General features: G+C 67.5%; 17 protein-coding genes. 10 read left to right on the plus strand and 7 right to left on the minus strand.

Features of this window, described 5'->3' with window-relative positions; all coding sequences use genetic code 11:
* Positions 1 to 75 precede the first annotated feature (75 nt).
* The 3 genes from AC6LJW_RS25215 to AC6LJW_RS25225 all read left to right on the plus strand — a co-directional run bounded on the left by AC6LJW_RS25215 (position 76) and on the right by AC6LJW_RS25225 (position 2843).
* Entirely contained in the window at positions 76 to 969 is an 894-nt protein-coding gene (locus tag AC6LJW_RS25215) for a LysR family transcriptional regulator (protein WP_056562752.1), read from the plus strand.
* An 89-nt stretch (positions 970 to 1058) separates the two neighbouring features.
* The gene (locus AC6LJW_RS25220; protein WP_056562757.1) at positions 1059 to 2024 is read left to right on the plus strand and encodes a Bug family tripartite tricarboxylate transporter substrate binding protein; all 966 of its coding nucleotides are present in this window, start codon (positions 1059 to 1061) and stop codon (positions 2022 to 2024) included.
* Between the two features lie 21 nt (positions 2025 to 2045).
* Positions 2046 to 2843: a GntR family transcriptional regulator gene (locus AC6LJW_RS25225; RefSeq protein ID WP_056562758.1), complete on the plus strand. Its 798-nt coding sequence runs from the start codon at positions 2046 to 2048 to the stop codon at positions 2841 to 2843.
* On the opposite strand, the gene crcB is transcribed toward AC6LJW_RS25225, so the two are convergent.
* Both crcB and AC6LJW_RS25235 read right to left on the minus strand, forming a co-directional pair.
* Positions 2840 to 3232 carry a fluoride efflux transporter CrcB gene (gene crcB / locus AC6LJW_RS25230; protein WP_056562761.1) on the minus strand — a complete coding sequence of 131 codons (393 nt, stop codon included), beginning with the start codon at positions 3230 to 3232 and terminating at the stop codon, positions 2840 to 2842. The genes AC6LJW_RS25225 and crcB overlap by 4 nt on opposite strands.
* 5 nt (positions 3233 to 3237) lie before the next feature.
* Complete coding sequence (locus AC6LJW_RS25235) at positions 3238 to 3792, minus strand: HdeD family acid-resistance protein (RefSeq protein ID WP_056562763.1); 555 nt, start codon at positions 3790 to 3792, stop codon at positions 3238 to 3240.
* A 201-nt stretch (positions 3793 to 3993) separates the two neighbouring features.
* Here AC6LJW_RS25235 and AC6LJW_RS25240 point away from each other — a divergent pair, with 201 nt between their 5' ends.
* From AC6LJW_RS25240 to AC6LJW_RS25260, 5 genes are read left to right on the plus strand one after another with little or no spacing between them, the layout of a single operon-like run.
* On the plus strand, positions 3994 to 4620 hold the full coding sequence (locus AC6LJW_RS25240) for a PepSY-associated TM helix domain-containing protein (RefSeq protein WP_056562766.1): 627 nt from the start codon (positions 3994 to 3996) through the stop codon (positions 4618 to 4620).
* Positions 4621 to 4647: 27 nt separating this feature from the next.
* Entirely contained in the window at positions 4648 to 5163 is a 516-nt protein-coding gene (locus AC6LJW_RS25245) for a DUF2271 domain-containing protein (protein WP_056562769.1), read from the plus strand.
* 44 nt (positions 5164 to 5207) lie between these two features.
* On the plus strand, positions 5208 to 6008 hold the full coding sequence (locus AC6LJW_RS25250; protein ID WP_498088540.1) for a DUF4198 domain-containing protein: 801 nt from the start codon (positions 5208 to 5210) through the stop codon (positions 6006 to 6008).
* Positions 6009 to 6023: 15 nt separating this feature from the next.
* Positions 6024 to 7040: an FAD:protein FMN transferase gene (locus AC6LJW_RS25255; RefSeq protein WP_498088542.1), complete on the plus strand. Its 1017-nt coding sequence runs from the start codon at positions 6024 to 6026 to the stop codon at positions 7038 to 7040.
* A 6-nt stretch (positions 7041 to 7046) separates the two neighbouring features.
* Entirely contained in the window at positions 7047 to 8423 is a 1377-nt protein-coding gene (locus AC6LJW_RS25260; RefSeq protein WP_498088544.1) for a sulfite reductase subunit alpha, read from the plus strand.
* A gap of 33 nt (positions 8424 to 8456) precedes the next feature.
* On the opposite strand, the gene AC6LJW_RS25265 is transcribed toward AC6LJW_RS25260, so the two are convergent.
* Both AC6LJW_RS25265 and AC6LJW_RS25270 read right to left on the minus strand, forming a co-directional pair.
* A complete protein-coding gene (locus AC6LJW_RS25265; RefSeq protein WP_498088546.1) occupies positions 8457 to 9416 on the minus strand; it encodes a tripartite tricarboxylate transporter substrate binding protein BugE in 960 nt (319 codons plus the stop codon).
* 45 nt (positions 9417 to 9461) lie between these two features.
* Complete coding sequence (locus tag AC6LJW_RS25270) at positions 9462 to 10919, minus strand: N-acyl-D-amino-acid deacylase family protein (protein WP_498088548.1); 1458 nt, start codon at positions 10917 to 10919, stop codon at positions 9462 to 9464.
* Positions 10920 to 11008: 89 nt separating this feature from the next.
* Here AC6LJW_RS25270 and AC6LJW_RS25275 point away from each other — a divergent pair, with 89 nt between their 5' ends.
* A complete protein-coding gene (locus AC6LJW_RS25275; RefSeq protein ID WP_498088550.1) occupies positions 11009 to 11974 on the plus strand; it encodes a LysR family transcriptional regulator in 966 nt (321 codons plus the stop codon).
* 208 nt (positions 11975 to 12182) lie between these two features.
* On the opposite strand, the gene AC6LJW_RS25280 is transcribed toward AC6LJW_RS25275, so the two are convergent.
* Genes AC6LJW_RS25280 through AC6LJW_RS25290 form a run of 3 tightly spaced genes read right to left on the minus strand, consistent with a single transcriptional unit; the run spans position 12183 to position 14742 of the window.
* The gene (locus AC6LJW_RS25280) at positions 12183 to 12629 is read right to left on the minus strand and encodes an SRPBCC family protein (protein ID WP_056562784.1); all 447 of its coding nucleotides are present in this window, start codon (positions 12627 to 12629) and stop codon (positions 12183 to 12185) included.
* Between the two features lie 58 nt (positions 12630 to 12687).
* Positions 12688 to 13518 carry a phosphoenolpyruvate hydrolase family protein gene (locus AC6LJW_RS25285; protein ID WP_056562787.1) on the minus strand — a complete coding sequence of 277 codons (831 nt, stop codon included), beginning with the start codon at positions 13516 to 13518 and terminating at the stop codon, positions 12688 to 12690.
* A 12-nt stretch (positions 13519 to 13530) separates the two neighbouring features.
* Positions 13531 to 14742, minus strand: a complete 1212-nt coding sequence (locus AC6LJW_RS25290; protein WP_498088552.1) for a Tm-1-like ATP-binding domain-containing protein — start codon at positions 14740 to 14742, stop codon at positions 13531 to 13533.
* 161 nt (positions 14743 to 14903) lie between these two features.
* On the opposite strand from AC6LJW_RS25290, the gene AC6LJW_RS25295 reads away from it, so the two are divergent.
* A complete protein-coding gene (locus AC6LJW_RS25295) occupies positions 14904 to 15551 on the plus strand; it encodes a TetR/AcrR family transcriptional regulator (RefSeq protein WP_056566726.1) in 648 nt (215 codons plus the stop codon).
* The last annotated feature ends 235 nt before the right edge of the window (positions 15552 to 15786 follow it).

Raw genomic sequence — 15786 nt, forward strand, 5'->3', positions numbered from 1 at the left:
TGGCCGCATTGTGACCGTGCGGCACGCCGCCAGGGGAAAGCCGGCATACGATAAGAAGATAGAATCCCTATCATCATGAACACCGACTTTCTTCAAACGCTGTCCGCCGTGGCGCAACACGGCTCCATGGCCGAGGCCGCCCGCCGCCTCGGACTCACGCACGGCGCCGTCGCGCAGCAGGTGCGCAAGCTGGAACAGGAACTGGGCGTGCCGCTGGTCGCGCGCGCCGGCCGCACCGTGCACTTGACGGCCAAGGCGATCGAACTGATCGGACCGATGCGCGAAGTCCTGGAGCGGATCGAGAAGATCCGCTACCTGGCGCGGTCGGGCGAGATGATGGGCGAGCTTCGGCTGGGCGCCGGCAACACCGCGCTGAACTCCATGGTGCCGGCCATTCTTGAGCACCTGGTCGGACGCCATCCGCTGATCAGCGTGGAGATCCAGCCCGGGCACTCCGCCCGCTTCTACCCGGCCATCGAAAGCGGCGAACTCGATGCCGCCATCGCGCTGGAGGCGCCCTACCCCCTGTCCAAAAGCCTGGGCTGGCAGTTGCTGCGCGAAGAACCCTACGTGCTGGCGGTGGCGCCGCGCCACGCGGGCCGGCATCCGCACAGCCTGCTTACCGCGGAGCCGTTCATCCGCTATCAGCGCAACGACTGGAGCGGGCGTCACGTGGACGACTATCTGCGCCGCGTCGGCATCACGCCGCGCGATCGGTTTGAACTGAACGCGATCGAATCCATTGCGGTGATGGTGAGCCGGGATCTGGGCGTGGCGATCCTGCCCCGGTCCACCAACGGCACGATCGAGCGGCTGGGCCTAGTCGCCCTGCCCCTGCCCGCGCACTGCGAACCGCGCCGCTTCGGCTTGATCTGGTCACGCGTATCGCCACGCCTGGCGTTGATCCAGGCGTTCCGGGACATCGCCATCGTGGAGTACGCGAAGGTGGCAGATGCGCCCGGCCGTTGACGCCTTCCTACGGGGAAACGATCTGGTGCGCACCGTCCTGTCTCCCTATACTTGTATTGTCCTCAATACAACATATCAGGAGACAAATCATGCCGGGACTGCATCGGATCGCCGCGCGTTGCGCGCTGCTGGCCGCGTTTGCCTTACCAACTGCCCCCGCCCTCGCGCAGGCAGACGCCATCAGGCTGGTCGTGGGCGCGCCCCCGGGCGGCACCACCGACACCGTGGCGCGCAGCATCGCGCAGCACATGGCAGTGGACTTGAAGCGCACCGTCGTGGTCGAGAACAAGCCGGGCGCGGGCGGCAACATCGCCGCCGACTATGTCGCCAAGAGCAATCCCGACGGCAATACCTTGCTGGTCACCTTCACCAGCTTCTCCATCAACGCCACGCTGTACCGGAACCTGCCTTTCGACCCCGTGGCCGATTTCACGCCGATCAGCATGCTGGCCAACGTGCCTAGCGTGCTGGTCGTGCGCAAGGACTTCCCGGCACGCACCATGCCGGAGTTCGTCTCGCTGGTCAAAGCCAGCCCGGGCAAGCACACGATGGCGCTGGGCGCGATCGGCTCGTCACTGCACATGGCCGGCGAACGCATGAAGATGATGGCGGGCCTGGACATCCTGAACGTGCCGTACAAGGGCACGGCGCCGGCCATCACCGACCTGCTGGGCGGCCAGGTGGACATGATGTTCGCCAGTTCGCTGAATGCGCTGCCGCATATCAAGAGCGGTGCGTTGCGGGCGCTGGGGGTCACCAGTCCGCAGGCGCTGCCGCAGTTTCCCGGTGTGCCGCCCATCGGCGATACCATCAAGGGTTTCGAATCGAACGCGTGGTTCGCGCTGTTTGGCCCGGCCAAGATGCCGGCCGACAAACTGGCGGCGCTGAATGCCGCGGCGCGCAAGGCGGTCGATACGCCGTCGTTCCGCAAGCTGCTCGAGGGCGAGGCCGCCAGCGCGGTAAGCAGCAGCCCCGAGGAACTGGGCGTCTTCGTGCGCCAGGACATCGCGCGATACGCCGAGATCGTCAAGTTCACCGGCGCGACCGTCGACTGAACATCAACCAGGAGCCCCATCGTGTCCGACAGCCCGCTGCCGCTTTATCACAAGGTCTACCTGCTGCTGAAGCAACGGCTGGAAGCGGGCGGGTTCGCCACGGACAGGGCGATGCCCGGCGAAAACGCGCTGGCCGCCGAATACGGCGTGTCCCGGCTGACGATACGGCGCTCGCTTGATGCGCTGGCAGCCGATGGCCTGATCGAGCGGCGGCAGGGACGCGGCACGTTCGCGGCCGCGCCGGCGCCGTTTCCGGGCCCGCAGCACGGCGCGGGCATGGACGCGCTGATGGCGCACCTGGCCCGCATGGGCATGCACACGCAGGTGCGCCTGCTTGAACTGGAAACCGCGCCCGCCACGCCGCTGGTGGCAGCGCGCCTGGAACTGCCGCCGGGCGCGCCCGTGCAGCGCGCCGTGCGCGTGCGCAGCCACGAAGGCCAGCCGTTTTCTCACCTGACCACGTTCGTGCCGGACGACATCGGCCAGCGCATCCGCCGCCAGGATCTGGACGCCAAGCCGCTGCTGGCCATCTTCCGCGACCTGGGCGTGCGCGTGGCACGGGCCGAACAGTCGATGTCGGCCGTGCTGGCCGAGCCCGGCATCGCCGAGCTGCTGGACGTGCCAGTGGGATCGGCCCTGCTCAGCCTGCACCGCGTGGTGCGCGACGAGTCTGGGCGGCCGGTGGAGTGGCTGCATGCCCGCTACCGGCCGGACCGCTACGAATACCGCATGAACATGCAGGCGCACGACATGCCCGGCCAGCCGACGTGGCTGCCCGCGGCGTCAGCCACCGCTGAAGCCGACGCGTCGACGACCTAGCGCAGCAGACTGACCGTGGCCAGCCCCGCCGCCGTCAGCGCCAGCGACCCCGCCAGGCTGAATCCGGCATAGCCCAGCGCGCTGACATACGCGCCGCGCTCCAGCATCGCGACCGTCTCGGCGGAAAAGGTCGAGAACGTGGTCAGCCCGCCCATGAAACCGGTAATGGCGCCCAGCCGCACCCACGCCGGCCACTCGGGATGCCCGGCCACCAGCGCCAGCGCCACGCCGACCAGATACCCGCCCGCCAGATTCACCGCCAGCGTGCCCCACGGCCAGGAGCCGGCATTCAGCCACAGGCCGACCAGCCAGCGGGACCACGCGCCAAGGATCGCGCCCAGGCCCACGGCCAGGAAATTCAGGGGAACCAGCGTTTGATAAGCGGACATGGGGGTCAGACGGTGCCGTGTTGTTTGAGACGCAGAGAAAAGACCAGCAGCAGTATGCCGAAGAACACGGCGTAGATGCCGATCACCCACACCAGCGCCAGCGCGCCAGCGCCCGGCTGCATGACCAGCATGGCGCCGAAGGCCACCGACACCAGCCCGGAAAGGCCCAGCAGCCATTCGTTGCGGATGGCCTTGCGAAAGCGCACGGCGGCGATGATCTGGAACACGCCCGCCACGATCGCCCAGATGGCGATGATGTAGAGCAGGATCAGCGCGGTAAGTCCGGGCCACAGAAAGGTGACGATACCCGCCGCCACGCCCAGCAGGCCCACGATGATCAGCGCCCACAGCGGCTTGCCGTTGTCCCGGATGCGGAATCCGGCAATCAGCGCCAGCACCCCGTCCACCAGCGCAAACGCGCCCCACACCAGCACCAGCGCCGACAAGGTGATGGCCGGCATGAACATGGCCATGAACCCAAACAGGATGGCGACGACGCCGCGAAGCGCCACCCATCCCCAATGACGACCGATTTGATCCACGACTTGCTGTTGCAGCATGACGACCTCCGGTGTTTGCAAAGGGTGGCCTATCTTAGTCCCGCCAACCGGCAAGCGCATCGTTCAGCGTGTGTTCAGCTACCGTCAAAAAGGCGCTTGGCAGCGAAATCGATTGAAATTTCCGCACGCGCGGCGGCCCTGCTTTTTTAAGAGTAATTCTCATTAAATGTTAGAATCCGGCCGCTTCCCGCCCGACATTCCATGGACACCCAACCCGCTCCCCGCCGCCGCGCCTACTGGCTCAAGACACTGCATCAATGGCACTGGATCAGTTCTGCGCTCTGCCTGCTGGGGATGCTGTTGTTCGCGGTGACGGGGCTGACGCTGAACAACGCGTCGCACATCGAATCGAAGGCCGTGGTGACCAGCCGCGAGGCCCGTCTTCCCGATGCCATCCTGAAGCAGCTCGCTGCCGCGCCCACGGCAAAAAAGGCGCCCTTGCCCGCACCGGTCGCCGCATGGCTGGACCAAACGTTGGACGCCTCGACGGCCGGCAAGACCGCCGAGTGGTCCCCCGACGAGGTCTACCTGTCGCTGCCCCGCGCGGGCGGCGATGCCTGGCTGTCCATCGACCGCGCCAGTGGCGACGTCGAATACGAGCGCACCGACCGCGGCTGGATCTCCTACCTGAACGACCTGCACAAGGGCCGCAACACGGGGCTCGCCTGGAGCTGGTTCCTGGACATCTTCGCCGTCGCCTGTCTGGTGTTCTCGCTGACCGGACTGGTGCTGCTCAAGATGCACGCCGGCAACCGCAGCGCGACCTGGCCCATGGTGGGGCTGGGCGTTGTGATTCCGCTGGTGCTGGCGCTGCTTTTCATTCACTGATTCCATCGATACGCCCTGGAGATTTCCATGCGCAAGTTGCTGTTGCCGGCGCTGCTCGCCGGCCTGATCGCCCGAACGGCCCATGCGGCAGACATCGGCCTGTCCATCGAGGTGCCGCGCCTGGATGTGGCCGAATACCATCGCCCGTACGTGGCGATCTGGATCGAGAACCCCGACCAGAGCGTGGCCACCGACCTGGCCGTCTGGTACGACGTGGCCAAGAAGAACAACGAAGGCACCGAGTGGCTCAAGGACATGCGCCAGTGGTGGCGCCGCAGCGGCCGCAACCAGCAGTTCCCGGTGGACGGCGTCAGCGGCGCGACCAAGCCCGTGGGCAAGCATGCGCTGTCGTTTGACGCGGCCAGCAAGCCACTTGCGCAGCTCAAGCCCGGCCAGTACGCGGTGGTGGTCGAAGCCGCGCGCGAAGTGGGCGGCCGCGAACTGGTGCGCATCCCCTTCCAGTGGCCGCCGCAAAAGGCCGAGCAGCTAAGTGCGCGCGGCGAGCACGAATTGGGCGCCATCGCGCTCGATCTCAAACCCTGACCGGCCTCGTGACGAGCCCCTTTAGAAACGCAAGGAACGCAACGATGAAATCCGCCGCCAAACTGGCCGCCGCCCTGGCGCTGTGCCTGCCCTTTGCCGCTCACGCCCATGACGTCTGGATCGTGCCGTCTTCGACGGTGCTGTCGGGTACCGACAGCTGGATCACCGTGGACGCCGCGGTCGGCAACGACAAGTTCTACTTCAACCACGCGCCGCTGCGCCTGGACGGCCTGACCGTCACCGCGCCGGACGGCAATGCCGCCGAAGCCGAGAACATCAACCGCGGCAAGCTGCGCAGCACGTTCGACCTGCAGATCAAGCAAGCCGGCACCTACCGCGTTGCCGTGGTCAACGACGGCGTGTTCGCGCGCTGGAAGGAAGACGGCAAGAACAAGCGCTACTTCGGCAAGGTTGAAGGCATGGCGCAGGCCGTGCCGGCCAAGGCCGACGAGCTTGAAGTCTCGCAAAGCCTGGGCCGGGTCGAGACCTTCGTCACTGCCGGCAAGCCGTCGGCCCTCAAGCCCGTGGGACGCGGCCTGGAGCTGGCGCCGGTGACGCACCCGAATGACCTCTTCACCGATGAGGCCGGCACGTTCCAGATGCTGCTGGACGGCAAGCCCGCCGCGGACCTGGAGGTGAACGTGGTGCCCGGCGGCAGCCGCTATCGCGACAAGGTCGGCGAAATCCAACTGAAGACCGACCAGGACGGCAAGTTCTCGGTGAAGTGGCCGCAGCCGGGCCTGTACTGGATCGAAGCCGGCATGGAAGACGCCAAGGTCACCGTGCCGCAGGCCAAGAAGCGCCGCCTGTCGTACGCCGGCACCGTCGAAGTGCTGCAACCGTAAGGCAAAGGCGCGCGCGTGGCGACCTCCCCTTCTTTCGCACCGCGCAACGCGGCGGCGTCGGCCGTTCGCGTCGCCTACGGCGCAATGCCAGCGCGCCCGGCCGCGCTGGCAGGCGCCACCATGGGCACCACCTGGTCCGCGCGCCTGGCGCTGCCCGCAGGCGTAACGGAAGCATCGGCACGGCAAGGTATTCAGGCCGCGCTGGATCAGGTCGTCGCGCAGATGAGCACCTGGGAAGCAGACTCGGACATCACGCGCTACAACCGCGCCGAGCCCGGCTGGCAGGCGCTGCCGCCCGAGTTCCTCCATGTGCTGCATCATGCGCTGATGCTGGCCGAGGACAGCGGCGGCGCCTACGATCCCACCGTGGGGCCGCTAGTGAATGCGTGGGGTTTCGGGCCGCACCAGCGCGCCTTCGAACCGCCCTCGCCCGCCGCCATCCAGACCGCGCGTGATCGCTGCGGCTGGCGGCGCGTGCCGCTGGACGAAGAGTGCCGTGCCGCCTGGCAGCCCGGCGGCGTCTATCTGGACCTGTCGTCCATCGCCAAGGGGTACGGCGTGGACCGCGCGGCGATGGCGCTCGACGCCTTGGGGATCACCGATTACCTGGTGGAAGTCGGCGGCGAATTGCGCGCCCGCGGCAAACGTCCCGACGGACAATCCTGGCGTGTGGCCATCGAGGTTCCCGACGCCAGCGACGAGCATGCGCTGGCCTTGCCGCTACACAATTGCAGCATCGCCACGTCGGGCGACTACCGGCGCCATGCGGGCGACGGCGATGCGCGCTACGCCCACACGCTCGACCCGCGCACCGGCCACCCGGTGCGCAATGCGGTGGCCTCGGTGACCGTGCTGCACCCCGTTTGCATGCAGGCCGACGCGCTGGCCACCGTGCTGACAGTGCTGGGCGAAGCTGACGGGATGGCCTATGCGCGCCGCCATGCGCTTGCCGCGCTGTTCATCGTGCGCGGCGAAGACGCGTGGCGCGTCATGGCCACGCCGCAGTTCGAGGCCCTGGCCCTCGCGCCCTGAATGCCCATGTTGCATACCCGGTTGATCGCGGCAACGTGCGTGGTGCTGACCTGGCTGCTGCTGTGCCTGTGGGCCTGGCAGCGCGCCCGCCGGCAACAGGCGCAACAGATGCTGGCGATGCAGGCGCTCGACGCACCGGCGTCCGACGACGCCGTGCTGGTGGCCTACGCCAGCCAGACCGGCTACGCCGAGTCGCTGGCCATGCAGACCGCCGACTCTCTGCGCGCCGGGGACCTGACCGTACGCGTCGCCTCGCTGGGTCAACTGGACCTTCAACGCCTGGCCGCCTACCGGCGCATGCTGTTTGTCGTCAGCACCTACGGCGAGGGCGATCCGCCCGATGCGGCTGCGGCCTTTGCCGGCCAGATGCAAGAGACGCCGCAAGGCGCCGCACTGGCAGGCGCGCAATATGCTGTCCTGGCGCTCGGCGACAGCGAATACGCACAGTTCTGCGGCTTTGGCCACCGATTGAACGAGTGGCTGCACGCGCAAGGCGCGACGCCGCTGTTCGACCTGGTCGAAGTCGACAACGACGACGCGGCCGCGCTGCGCCATTGGCAGCATCACCTGGGCCTGCTGGCCGGCCGCAGCGATTTGCCTGACTGGGAGGCGCCCGTCTATAACACCTGGCGCCTGGCCAGCCGGACGCTGCTGAATCCCGGCAGCCAGGGCGGCCCCTGCTTCCTGCTGACGCTGACGCCCCCGCCCGAGAACGCGGCCGCATGGCAGGCGGGCGACATCGCAGAAATCGGCCCCCGTCGTGAACGCGGCGGCGCGTTGCAGGCGCATCGCGAATACTCCATCGCGTCGCTGCCCGCCGACGGCGCCATCCAGCTGCTGGTGCGCCAGATGCGCGGTGCCGACGGCGCGCCGGGCCTGGGCAGCGGCTGGCTCACGCACATTGCGCAGACGGGCGACGAAATCGCGCTGCGTGTGCGCGCGAACCGCAATTTCCACCCGCCGGCTGACGACCGCCCGTTGATTCTGATCGGCAATGGCACCGGCCTTGCGGGCCTGCGCGCGCTCATCAAAGCGCGCCGCGCCGCCGGCCACCGCCGCAACTGGCTGGTCTTTGGCGAACGCAATGCCGCCTGCGACGGGTTCTGCCGTGAAGAGATCGACGCGTGGCGGCAAGACGGCACGTTGGAACGCGTGGATACGGTGTTTTCACGCGATCAGGCCGAACGCCGCTATGTGCAGCACTGTTTGCGCGAACAGGCGGACGCGGTGCGCACCTGGGTGGACGCCGGCGCTGCCGTGTATGTCTGCGGCAGCCTGCAAGGCATGGCGGGCGGCGTGGATGCCGCGCTGCAGGACATCCTGGGCGCGGACCGCCTGCAAGCCCTGCAGCACGCCGGCCGCTACCGGCGCGACGTGTACTGAAGACGCGCCAGCGTTCTTGCGTTTCGCAGGCCCTTACTGCAGCTTGATCTGCGCGCGCTCGATCACCGTCTTCCAGCGATCGCGTTCGGTGCTGATCTGCTCGCCAAACTGCGCCGGCGTGTTGCCCAGCGGGAACGCGCCCGTCTCTTCCATCTTTGCCGCCGTCGCCGGATCGCGCACGGCGCGGGCAAAGGCATCCGCCAGCTTGTCGCGCACGTCGGCCGGCATGTTGGCTGGACCGACCACGCCGTACCAGGCCGTCACGTCGTAGTCCTTGTAGCCCTGCTCGGCAAACGTCGGCACATCCGGCAGGCGCGGATTGCGGGCCGTCCCGGTAATCGCCAACGGCTTGAGATGACTGCTTTTGACGTACGGCAGCGACGACGGAAAGTTGTCGAAGATCACCGGCACCACGCCGCCCACCGTGTCGGTCAGCGCCGGGGCCGAACCGCGATACGAAATGCTGTTCATCTTGCCGCCGATGATCTGCAGGAACCAGATCATGCCCAGGTCGTTCACGCCGCCCGCGCCCGCGTTCGCGTAACCGTCCTTGCCGGGATTGGCGCGCACGTGTGTCACGAACTCTGCCAGCGTCTTGGCCGGAAAGCTCGGATTCACGCTGAGGATGTTGGGGCTCGTCACCAGGTTGCTGATGGGCGTGAAATCCTTGACCGGGTCGTAGGCCAGGTTGGGAAACAGATGCGGCGCCGTGCCGTGCGTGCTGACGGTGGCCAGCCCCACGGTGTAGCCGTCCGGCTTGGCGCGTGCGGTGGCCGCCATGCCGATAGTGCCCGACGCGCCCGTGCGGTTTTCCACCACGATCTGCTGGCCCAGAATCTCGCCCGCCTTGGCCGCGGCAACACGGCCGACGATGTCCGTCGGGCCGCCCGCCGGGAACGGCACGATCAGCGTGATGGGGCGGTCGGGAAAGGCGGCGTGGGCGGACGGCAGCGCGGCGGCCAGTGCCAGGGCGGCGCAAGTCTTGCGGAACATGATGGTGGGTCTCCTGGTAGGGCTGTTGTTATGAAAAGCGTGTGGTCATGAAAGCGGCTTTGCCGCGGCCTGATCGCGGCAAAGAATCCGGCCGGGACGCGACGTGCCTGCCGCGGCCGGAAAGACAAGCGTGCCGTTGACCAGCACGTGTTCCACGCCGGCAGACGCAAGCGTCGGCGCTTCCCACGTGGCGCGGTCGATCACCGTCTCGGCATCGAACACGACAATGTCGGCCCACGCGCCAACGGCAATCTGGCCACGGTCCGCCAGCCCGAAGACGCGGGCCGGCAACGCAGTCATCTTGGCCACCGCCGCCTCCAGCGTGACGAGCTGGGCCTCGCGTACGTAGCGGCCCAGCACGCGCGTGAAACTGCCCCACAACCGGGGATGCGGATGCGCGTCGTTCGGCAGACCGTCGGATCCGACCATGCAGCACTCGTGCTGAAAGATGCGGCGGACCTCGTTCTCGTCCATCGCGAAATAGATCGCGCCGGCCGGGCACAAGCGTTCAGCTGCCGTGGTCTTGTCGCACCCCCAGCGCGCCGCGATATCGCTCAGGTATTCGCCGCTGCATTCGGGGTGGGGCGTCGACCACGTGATGCGGATGTCGTCGATGGTGTCGGCGCGCTCCGGAATCAGGATGGTGGAACTGCCGGGATACGGGTAGATGTCCAGCGCCACGTCCACGCCCTCGGCGCGGGCGCGGTCAATGTTGGCAAGCGTGACGGCGCTTTTGCCCCAATTGCGCGGCATCATGCACTTGTGATGCGACAGCACGGTCGCGCAGCCGGTGTTGCGGCCAATGGCCAGCACCTCGTCGACGGCCGCCTCGATCGCGTCGCCCTCATTGCGGATATGGCTGGTGTGCATCGCGCCGCGCGCCGCGGCCACGCGGGCCAGCCCTTCCAGCTCGGGCGGCTGCGCCGCCCCGCCCGGCTGATACGCCAGACCGGTGCTGAAGCCCACGGCGCCCGCATCCAGCGCGTCGGCCAGCATCTGCTGCATGGCGGCTTGTTCGTCGGGCGTGGGCTGCGCCGTTGGATCGCGCATCGCGGCAAGGCGCAGGTTCGCGTGCCCCACCAGCGCGGCCACATTGATGACGGGCTGGCGCTCGCGCAGCTCGTCGAAATAGTGCGTCATGCTGGCAAAAAGCGGCGTCTCGCCCAGCAGCGCCAGCGCGGCGGCCGTGTTGCCCGGCAACGGCGCGGGTGCGCCGCTGACGCCGCAATTGCCCACCACGACCGAGGTAATGCCCTGGCTGGTCTTCCACGCCAGGTCGGGCTTTTCCACGAACATCAGATCGTCGTGACCGTGCACATCGATGAAGCCGGGCGCGACGATCTTGCCGGCGGCATTCACGCGAGCAACCGCCGCCGTCCCGGCCAAGTCGCCGATCGCCACAATGCGTTCGCCCGCCACGCCCACGTCGGCGCGCCGCCGCGGGCCGCCCAGCCCGTCGATGAGCCAGCCGCCTTCGATGATCAGATCCAAAGTCCCCTGCATGGTGTTCCTGCCTTGGTGAAGGACCTAGTATCGTCCGCGCGATCAATCTGGAAAAATTGTTTTTATTGATCCATCTATCGCGTTTTGAAATGCATCGCCTGCCCAAACACGTCACCTTGAAGCACCTGACCGCTTTTGTGGCCGTGGCCCAGGAGTCCAGCTTCACGCATGCCGCCAAGCGCCTGTTCCAGACGCAATCGTCCGTCACCAGCCTGGTGCGCCAATTGGAAGATGCGCTGGGCACCCAGCTCTTTGCGCGCACCAGCCGGCGCGTGCTGCTGACACCGGCCGGCGAGGAATTCCTGCCGCGCGTCATGCGGCTGCTGGCGGATTTCGATGGGGTGATCGAGGACGTGGTGCGCTTTGGCGCCCTGGAACGCGGACGCGTGGGCGTGGCGGCCGCGCCGTCGGCCATCACGCAGTTGATCGCACCCGCGGCCGCCGTGTTCGCCGCGCAGTATCCGGCCGTGCGGCTTTATCTCAGCGACGACAACTCCGGCCGCATCCAGCGCAAGGTGGCCGCGCGCGAGGTCGATTTCGGCCTGACCAGCCGCTGGGCCGACGCCCCCGGCCTGCAATTCGACGCCTTGCTGGAAGACCGTTTCGGCGTGCTATACCGCCAGGACGACGCCACCCTGCGTCCGGGACGCGACGGCGCCATGCGCTGGTCCGACCTGACCGGCCGCAAGCTGGTGGGGGTGGTGGATGAAACGGGCATCATGGCGCTGCTGCGCGCCCGCGCCGATCTGCCGATCGAGGCGGCGGCGCCGTTCTATGAGGCATCCAGCACAACGTCGCAGGCAGCGCTGGTCAAGGCGGGAATGGGCGTGGCGCTGCTGCCGGCGCTGGCCGCGCAACGCGTGATGGAGCCGGGACTGGGCTACGCGCTGCTGGCACGGCCAACGGTGGTGCGCACGCTGTGCATCATCTGCAACAAGGAATACCCACTGAGCCCGGCCGCACAGGCCTTGATCGCGTCAATTCACGACTACCTGCGCACGGCCCAGCTGCCCGCAGGCTGCCGCCGCCTGTCCGCTGCGCGGCAGAAGCACTAGGTGTGCGGGCGTCACCACCGCGCTGATCGGCGCCGCCAATGCCATTAGGTGTCTGACACCCTAGGTACGCTGCCGCAAGTGCAAGCCGATCTCACCAGGGTGTCAGACACCGCCACCACCTCGCGCAAAGGTGTCTGACACCCCTGAAACGCTGCCGCAAGCTCGACCCGACGCTCCCCGGGTGTCAGACACCGTCGTCCAAAAGCTATCAGCCACCCGCCCGCAGCTTCTCATCCAGCGCAGCCAATCCCGCCGCAAACACGTTCTGCCCGACCGCCGCGGCAACATCACTCAACGCCGCGCCCTCAACGCGAAAATCAGCCCACCATTGCACCAGCGTGCCGCCGCCCTCGGTAATCGGGTGCAGCGACACACCCGCGACGTAATCGCGCATCGGCAGGTCGGTTTCGATGATCGAATACCGCAACTCGGTATTCGGATCGTCCAGCATCAGCAACTGTTCGCGCACGAAGCCAGAAGGCTTGAGCGTCAGATGCCGAACCGAACCCACCGCGTCATGGCGGCCGCCCTCTTCCAGCCGGCTCTCTGCAACGCCCGGATGCCAGCCGCCCAGGCCGTTGAAGTCGCGGAACAGCGGCCAGACCTTGTCCAGCGGCGCGTTGACGATGGCGGTGATGTGTACGGTATGCGGCATATCGGCTCCGGCGGACGCAGTGCGCGTCGAATCAGGGTGGAAACTGCGGCAATGCAGGTCAGAAGGTCAGGTTCTTGAATTCGCGCGTGGCGGCCGTCAGGGCCTGTTCGGTAGGCAGGCGCTCCATCGAGCTGGCGCCATAAAACCCGTGGCAATGCTTGCACGCGCGCAGCACGTGCGCCGCGTCCTCGGGCGTGGCGATCGGGCCGCCGTGGCACAGCACGATGATATCCGGGCGCACCGCCAACGCGGCCTCGGCAATGCGGTCGATGGCGCCCACGCAATCATCCAGCGTCAGCGCCGTCTCCGCGCCAATGGACCCGCCGGTGGTCAGCCCCATGTGCGCCACGATGATGTCCGCGCCCGCCCGCGCCATGGCCACGGCATCGTCCTCGTTGAAGACGTACGGCGTCGTCAGCATGCCCTTCTTGTGCGCCAGGCGGATCATGTCGACCTCCAGCGCATAGCCCATGCCGGTCTCTTCAAGATTGGCGCGAAAATTGCCGTCGATGAGACCGACGGTGGGAAAATTCTGCACGCCGGCAAAACCCTGGCGTTTCAGATCATCCAGAAACACGTCGAAATCGCAGAACGGATCGGTGCCGTTCACGCCGGCCAGCACCGGCGTCTTCTTGACCACCGGCAGCACTTCGCGGCCCATGTCCACGACGATCTCGTTGGCGTTGCCATACGCGAGCAGACCGGCGAGCGAGCCGCGGCCGGCCATGCGGTAGCGGCCCGAGTTGTAGATCACGATGAGGTCGATGCCGCCCGCTTCCTCGCACTTGGCCGACAGCCCGGTGCCCGCGCCCCCGCCCACGATGGGTGTGCGCGCGCGCACCATGGCGCGAAACTTGTCCAGCAGTTCGTTACGGTCAAAACGCGGCATGGCGGCAATCCTTCAATGTGCGGCAATTTCAAGAAAGTGGTCGACCGCCGTCTTGGCAAACAGCGGATCGTTGATGTGGCAAGGCACGCGGATCAGACGGCGGTCTGCCGTCTGCTGCACGTTGGCCTCCAGCGCGGCAAACAGCGCTGCGTCGGCCTCGGGATCCCAGAACGCCTGGCCCGGCGCATCCAGCGCGGACACGCCGCCTTCCGGGATCAGGAAGCGCACCGGGCCGTCGCAACGGTTCAGCCGGTCGGCGATCCATTCGCCCTGCCGCGTGTTTTCCTCGGCTGTCGTGCGCATCAGCGTGACCTGCGGGTTATGCGGATAGAAGCGGCGGCTGCGGTAGCGCTCGGGTACGGTGTCCATCGCGCCGAAGTTCACCATGTCCAGCGCGCCGCACGATCCGACATACGGCGCGCCCGTGCGCGCCACCGCGCCGAAGCGGTCGTCCGTGCAAGCCAGGACGCCGCCAAACAGCAGGTCGCAGACTTCAGTGGTGGTCAGGTCCAGCACGCCGGCAAGCAGGCGGCTGTCCAGCAGTTTTTCCATCGACTGCCCGCCCGTCCCCGTGGCATGGAACACCAGGCAATCAAATTGCGACTCCAGGAGCGGCGTCACCTGCTGCACGCAGGCGGTGGTGACGCCGAACATGGTGATGCCCACTGCCGGCCGGCCATCGTCAGCCGCTGCGGCCAATGCCTGACGGAACGCGCCGCCGATCGCGCCGGCCGCATTGGCCAGCACGCGGCGCGAGATGCGGTTCAGGCCCGCGACGTCGGTCACGGAGTACATCATCGCGATGTCCGACGGCCCCACGTAAGGCGCGACATTGCCCGACGCCATCGTGGACACCATCACCTTGGGCGTGCCGATGGGCAGCGCGCGCATGGCCGGCGTGATCAGCGCCGTGCCGCCGGATCCGCCCAGGCCCAGCAGTGCGCCGATATCGGCGTTGCCGGCGGCGTAGAGCTCGAACGCCAGGGCCATCGCCGCAATTGCCGTGCCGCGGTCGCCCGTGAAGACCGCCGCGGCGCCGTCCGGATGGCAGCGCGCGACCTCTTGCGCCGAGACCTGCGCGGCGCTGGGCGCACCCGAGGTCGAGACATCCACCGACACCACGTCCAGCCCCTCGCGCCGGAGCAGATCCGCCACGTAATCGGCCTCGTGGCCCTTGGTGTCGTAGGTCGCGGCGACAAAGACCCGCTGCTTGGTATGCGTCATGACTCCTCCGCGGGCGGCTACACTGCGTGCGCGCCTCGATATGTGAGGCCAAAGGCCTGTAGAATCCAGAAATGAGACGAAAGAATCATACTGAGACACCAGTCTCACGTCAATCCGAAACCCCTGCCCGCAAGGCGCCCGCGGCAGCCGCCGGCACGAAGCTGATCGCCCCCGCCAGCCCGCAGGCGGCCGCCAGCGGCGAACCCCCGCACGGACCGCGCGCCCGGATGCGCAAGACCCTGCTCGACGCCGCCCAGCAACTGATGGCGCAGGGCGTCACGCCCTCGGTCGCCGAGCTGGCCGAACATGCCCATGTCTCGCGCGCCACCGCCTACCGCTACTTTCCCAGCCAGAGCGCGCTGATCGCCGCCGTGGTGGACGAAAGCCTGGGCCCCATCCTTGCTTGGGATTCCGATGCACCTGACGCGGCGGCACGCGTCGATGAGCTGCTGCGCTTCGCGTATCCGCGGCTGGCGGCGCACGAGGCGCCGCTACGCGCCGCCATTCAGGTGTCGCTGCAACAGCATGCGCAGGCCAGCGCCGGCAAGGCGGGCGCCGAGCCTCAACTGGTGCGCGGCCATCGCGTCGACATCCTAAGGCGCGCCATCGCCCCCTTGGCCGCGGAGCTCACGCCCGCGCAGCAGGACCGCGTCGCGCAGGCCTTGTCGCTTGTGTACGGCACCGAGGTGTTCCTCGTGCTCAAGGACATCTGGAAGCTCGACCTGCCCGAGGTCACCGACGTCGTGCGCTGGACCGCCAACGCCATCATCACGCAGGCGTTGGCCGAAGCCCGGTCCAAAATGAAATAGCGCCACTGTCATTCCCACGTCATTCCCCGCCCGCATAGTTGCGCGCTTCGCGGCTTGCGTGTTGCACGCCGTCATGACGTTGGAGTGTTGTAGATGCAGTTCGAAGTATCCCGCCTGCGGCGAGCCATCATGCCCTTGTCGCTGGCTTGCGTGACCCTGTTGAGCGCCTGCGGTGGCAGCGATGACGATGATGAGGCGGCCGCCCCCGCGCCGACGCCGCCCGTCGTGACTGACC

The sequence above is a fragment of the Achromobacter sp. 1012554356 genome, assembly GCF_059760815.1.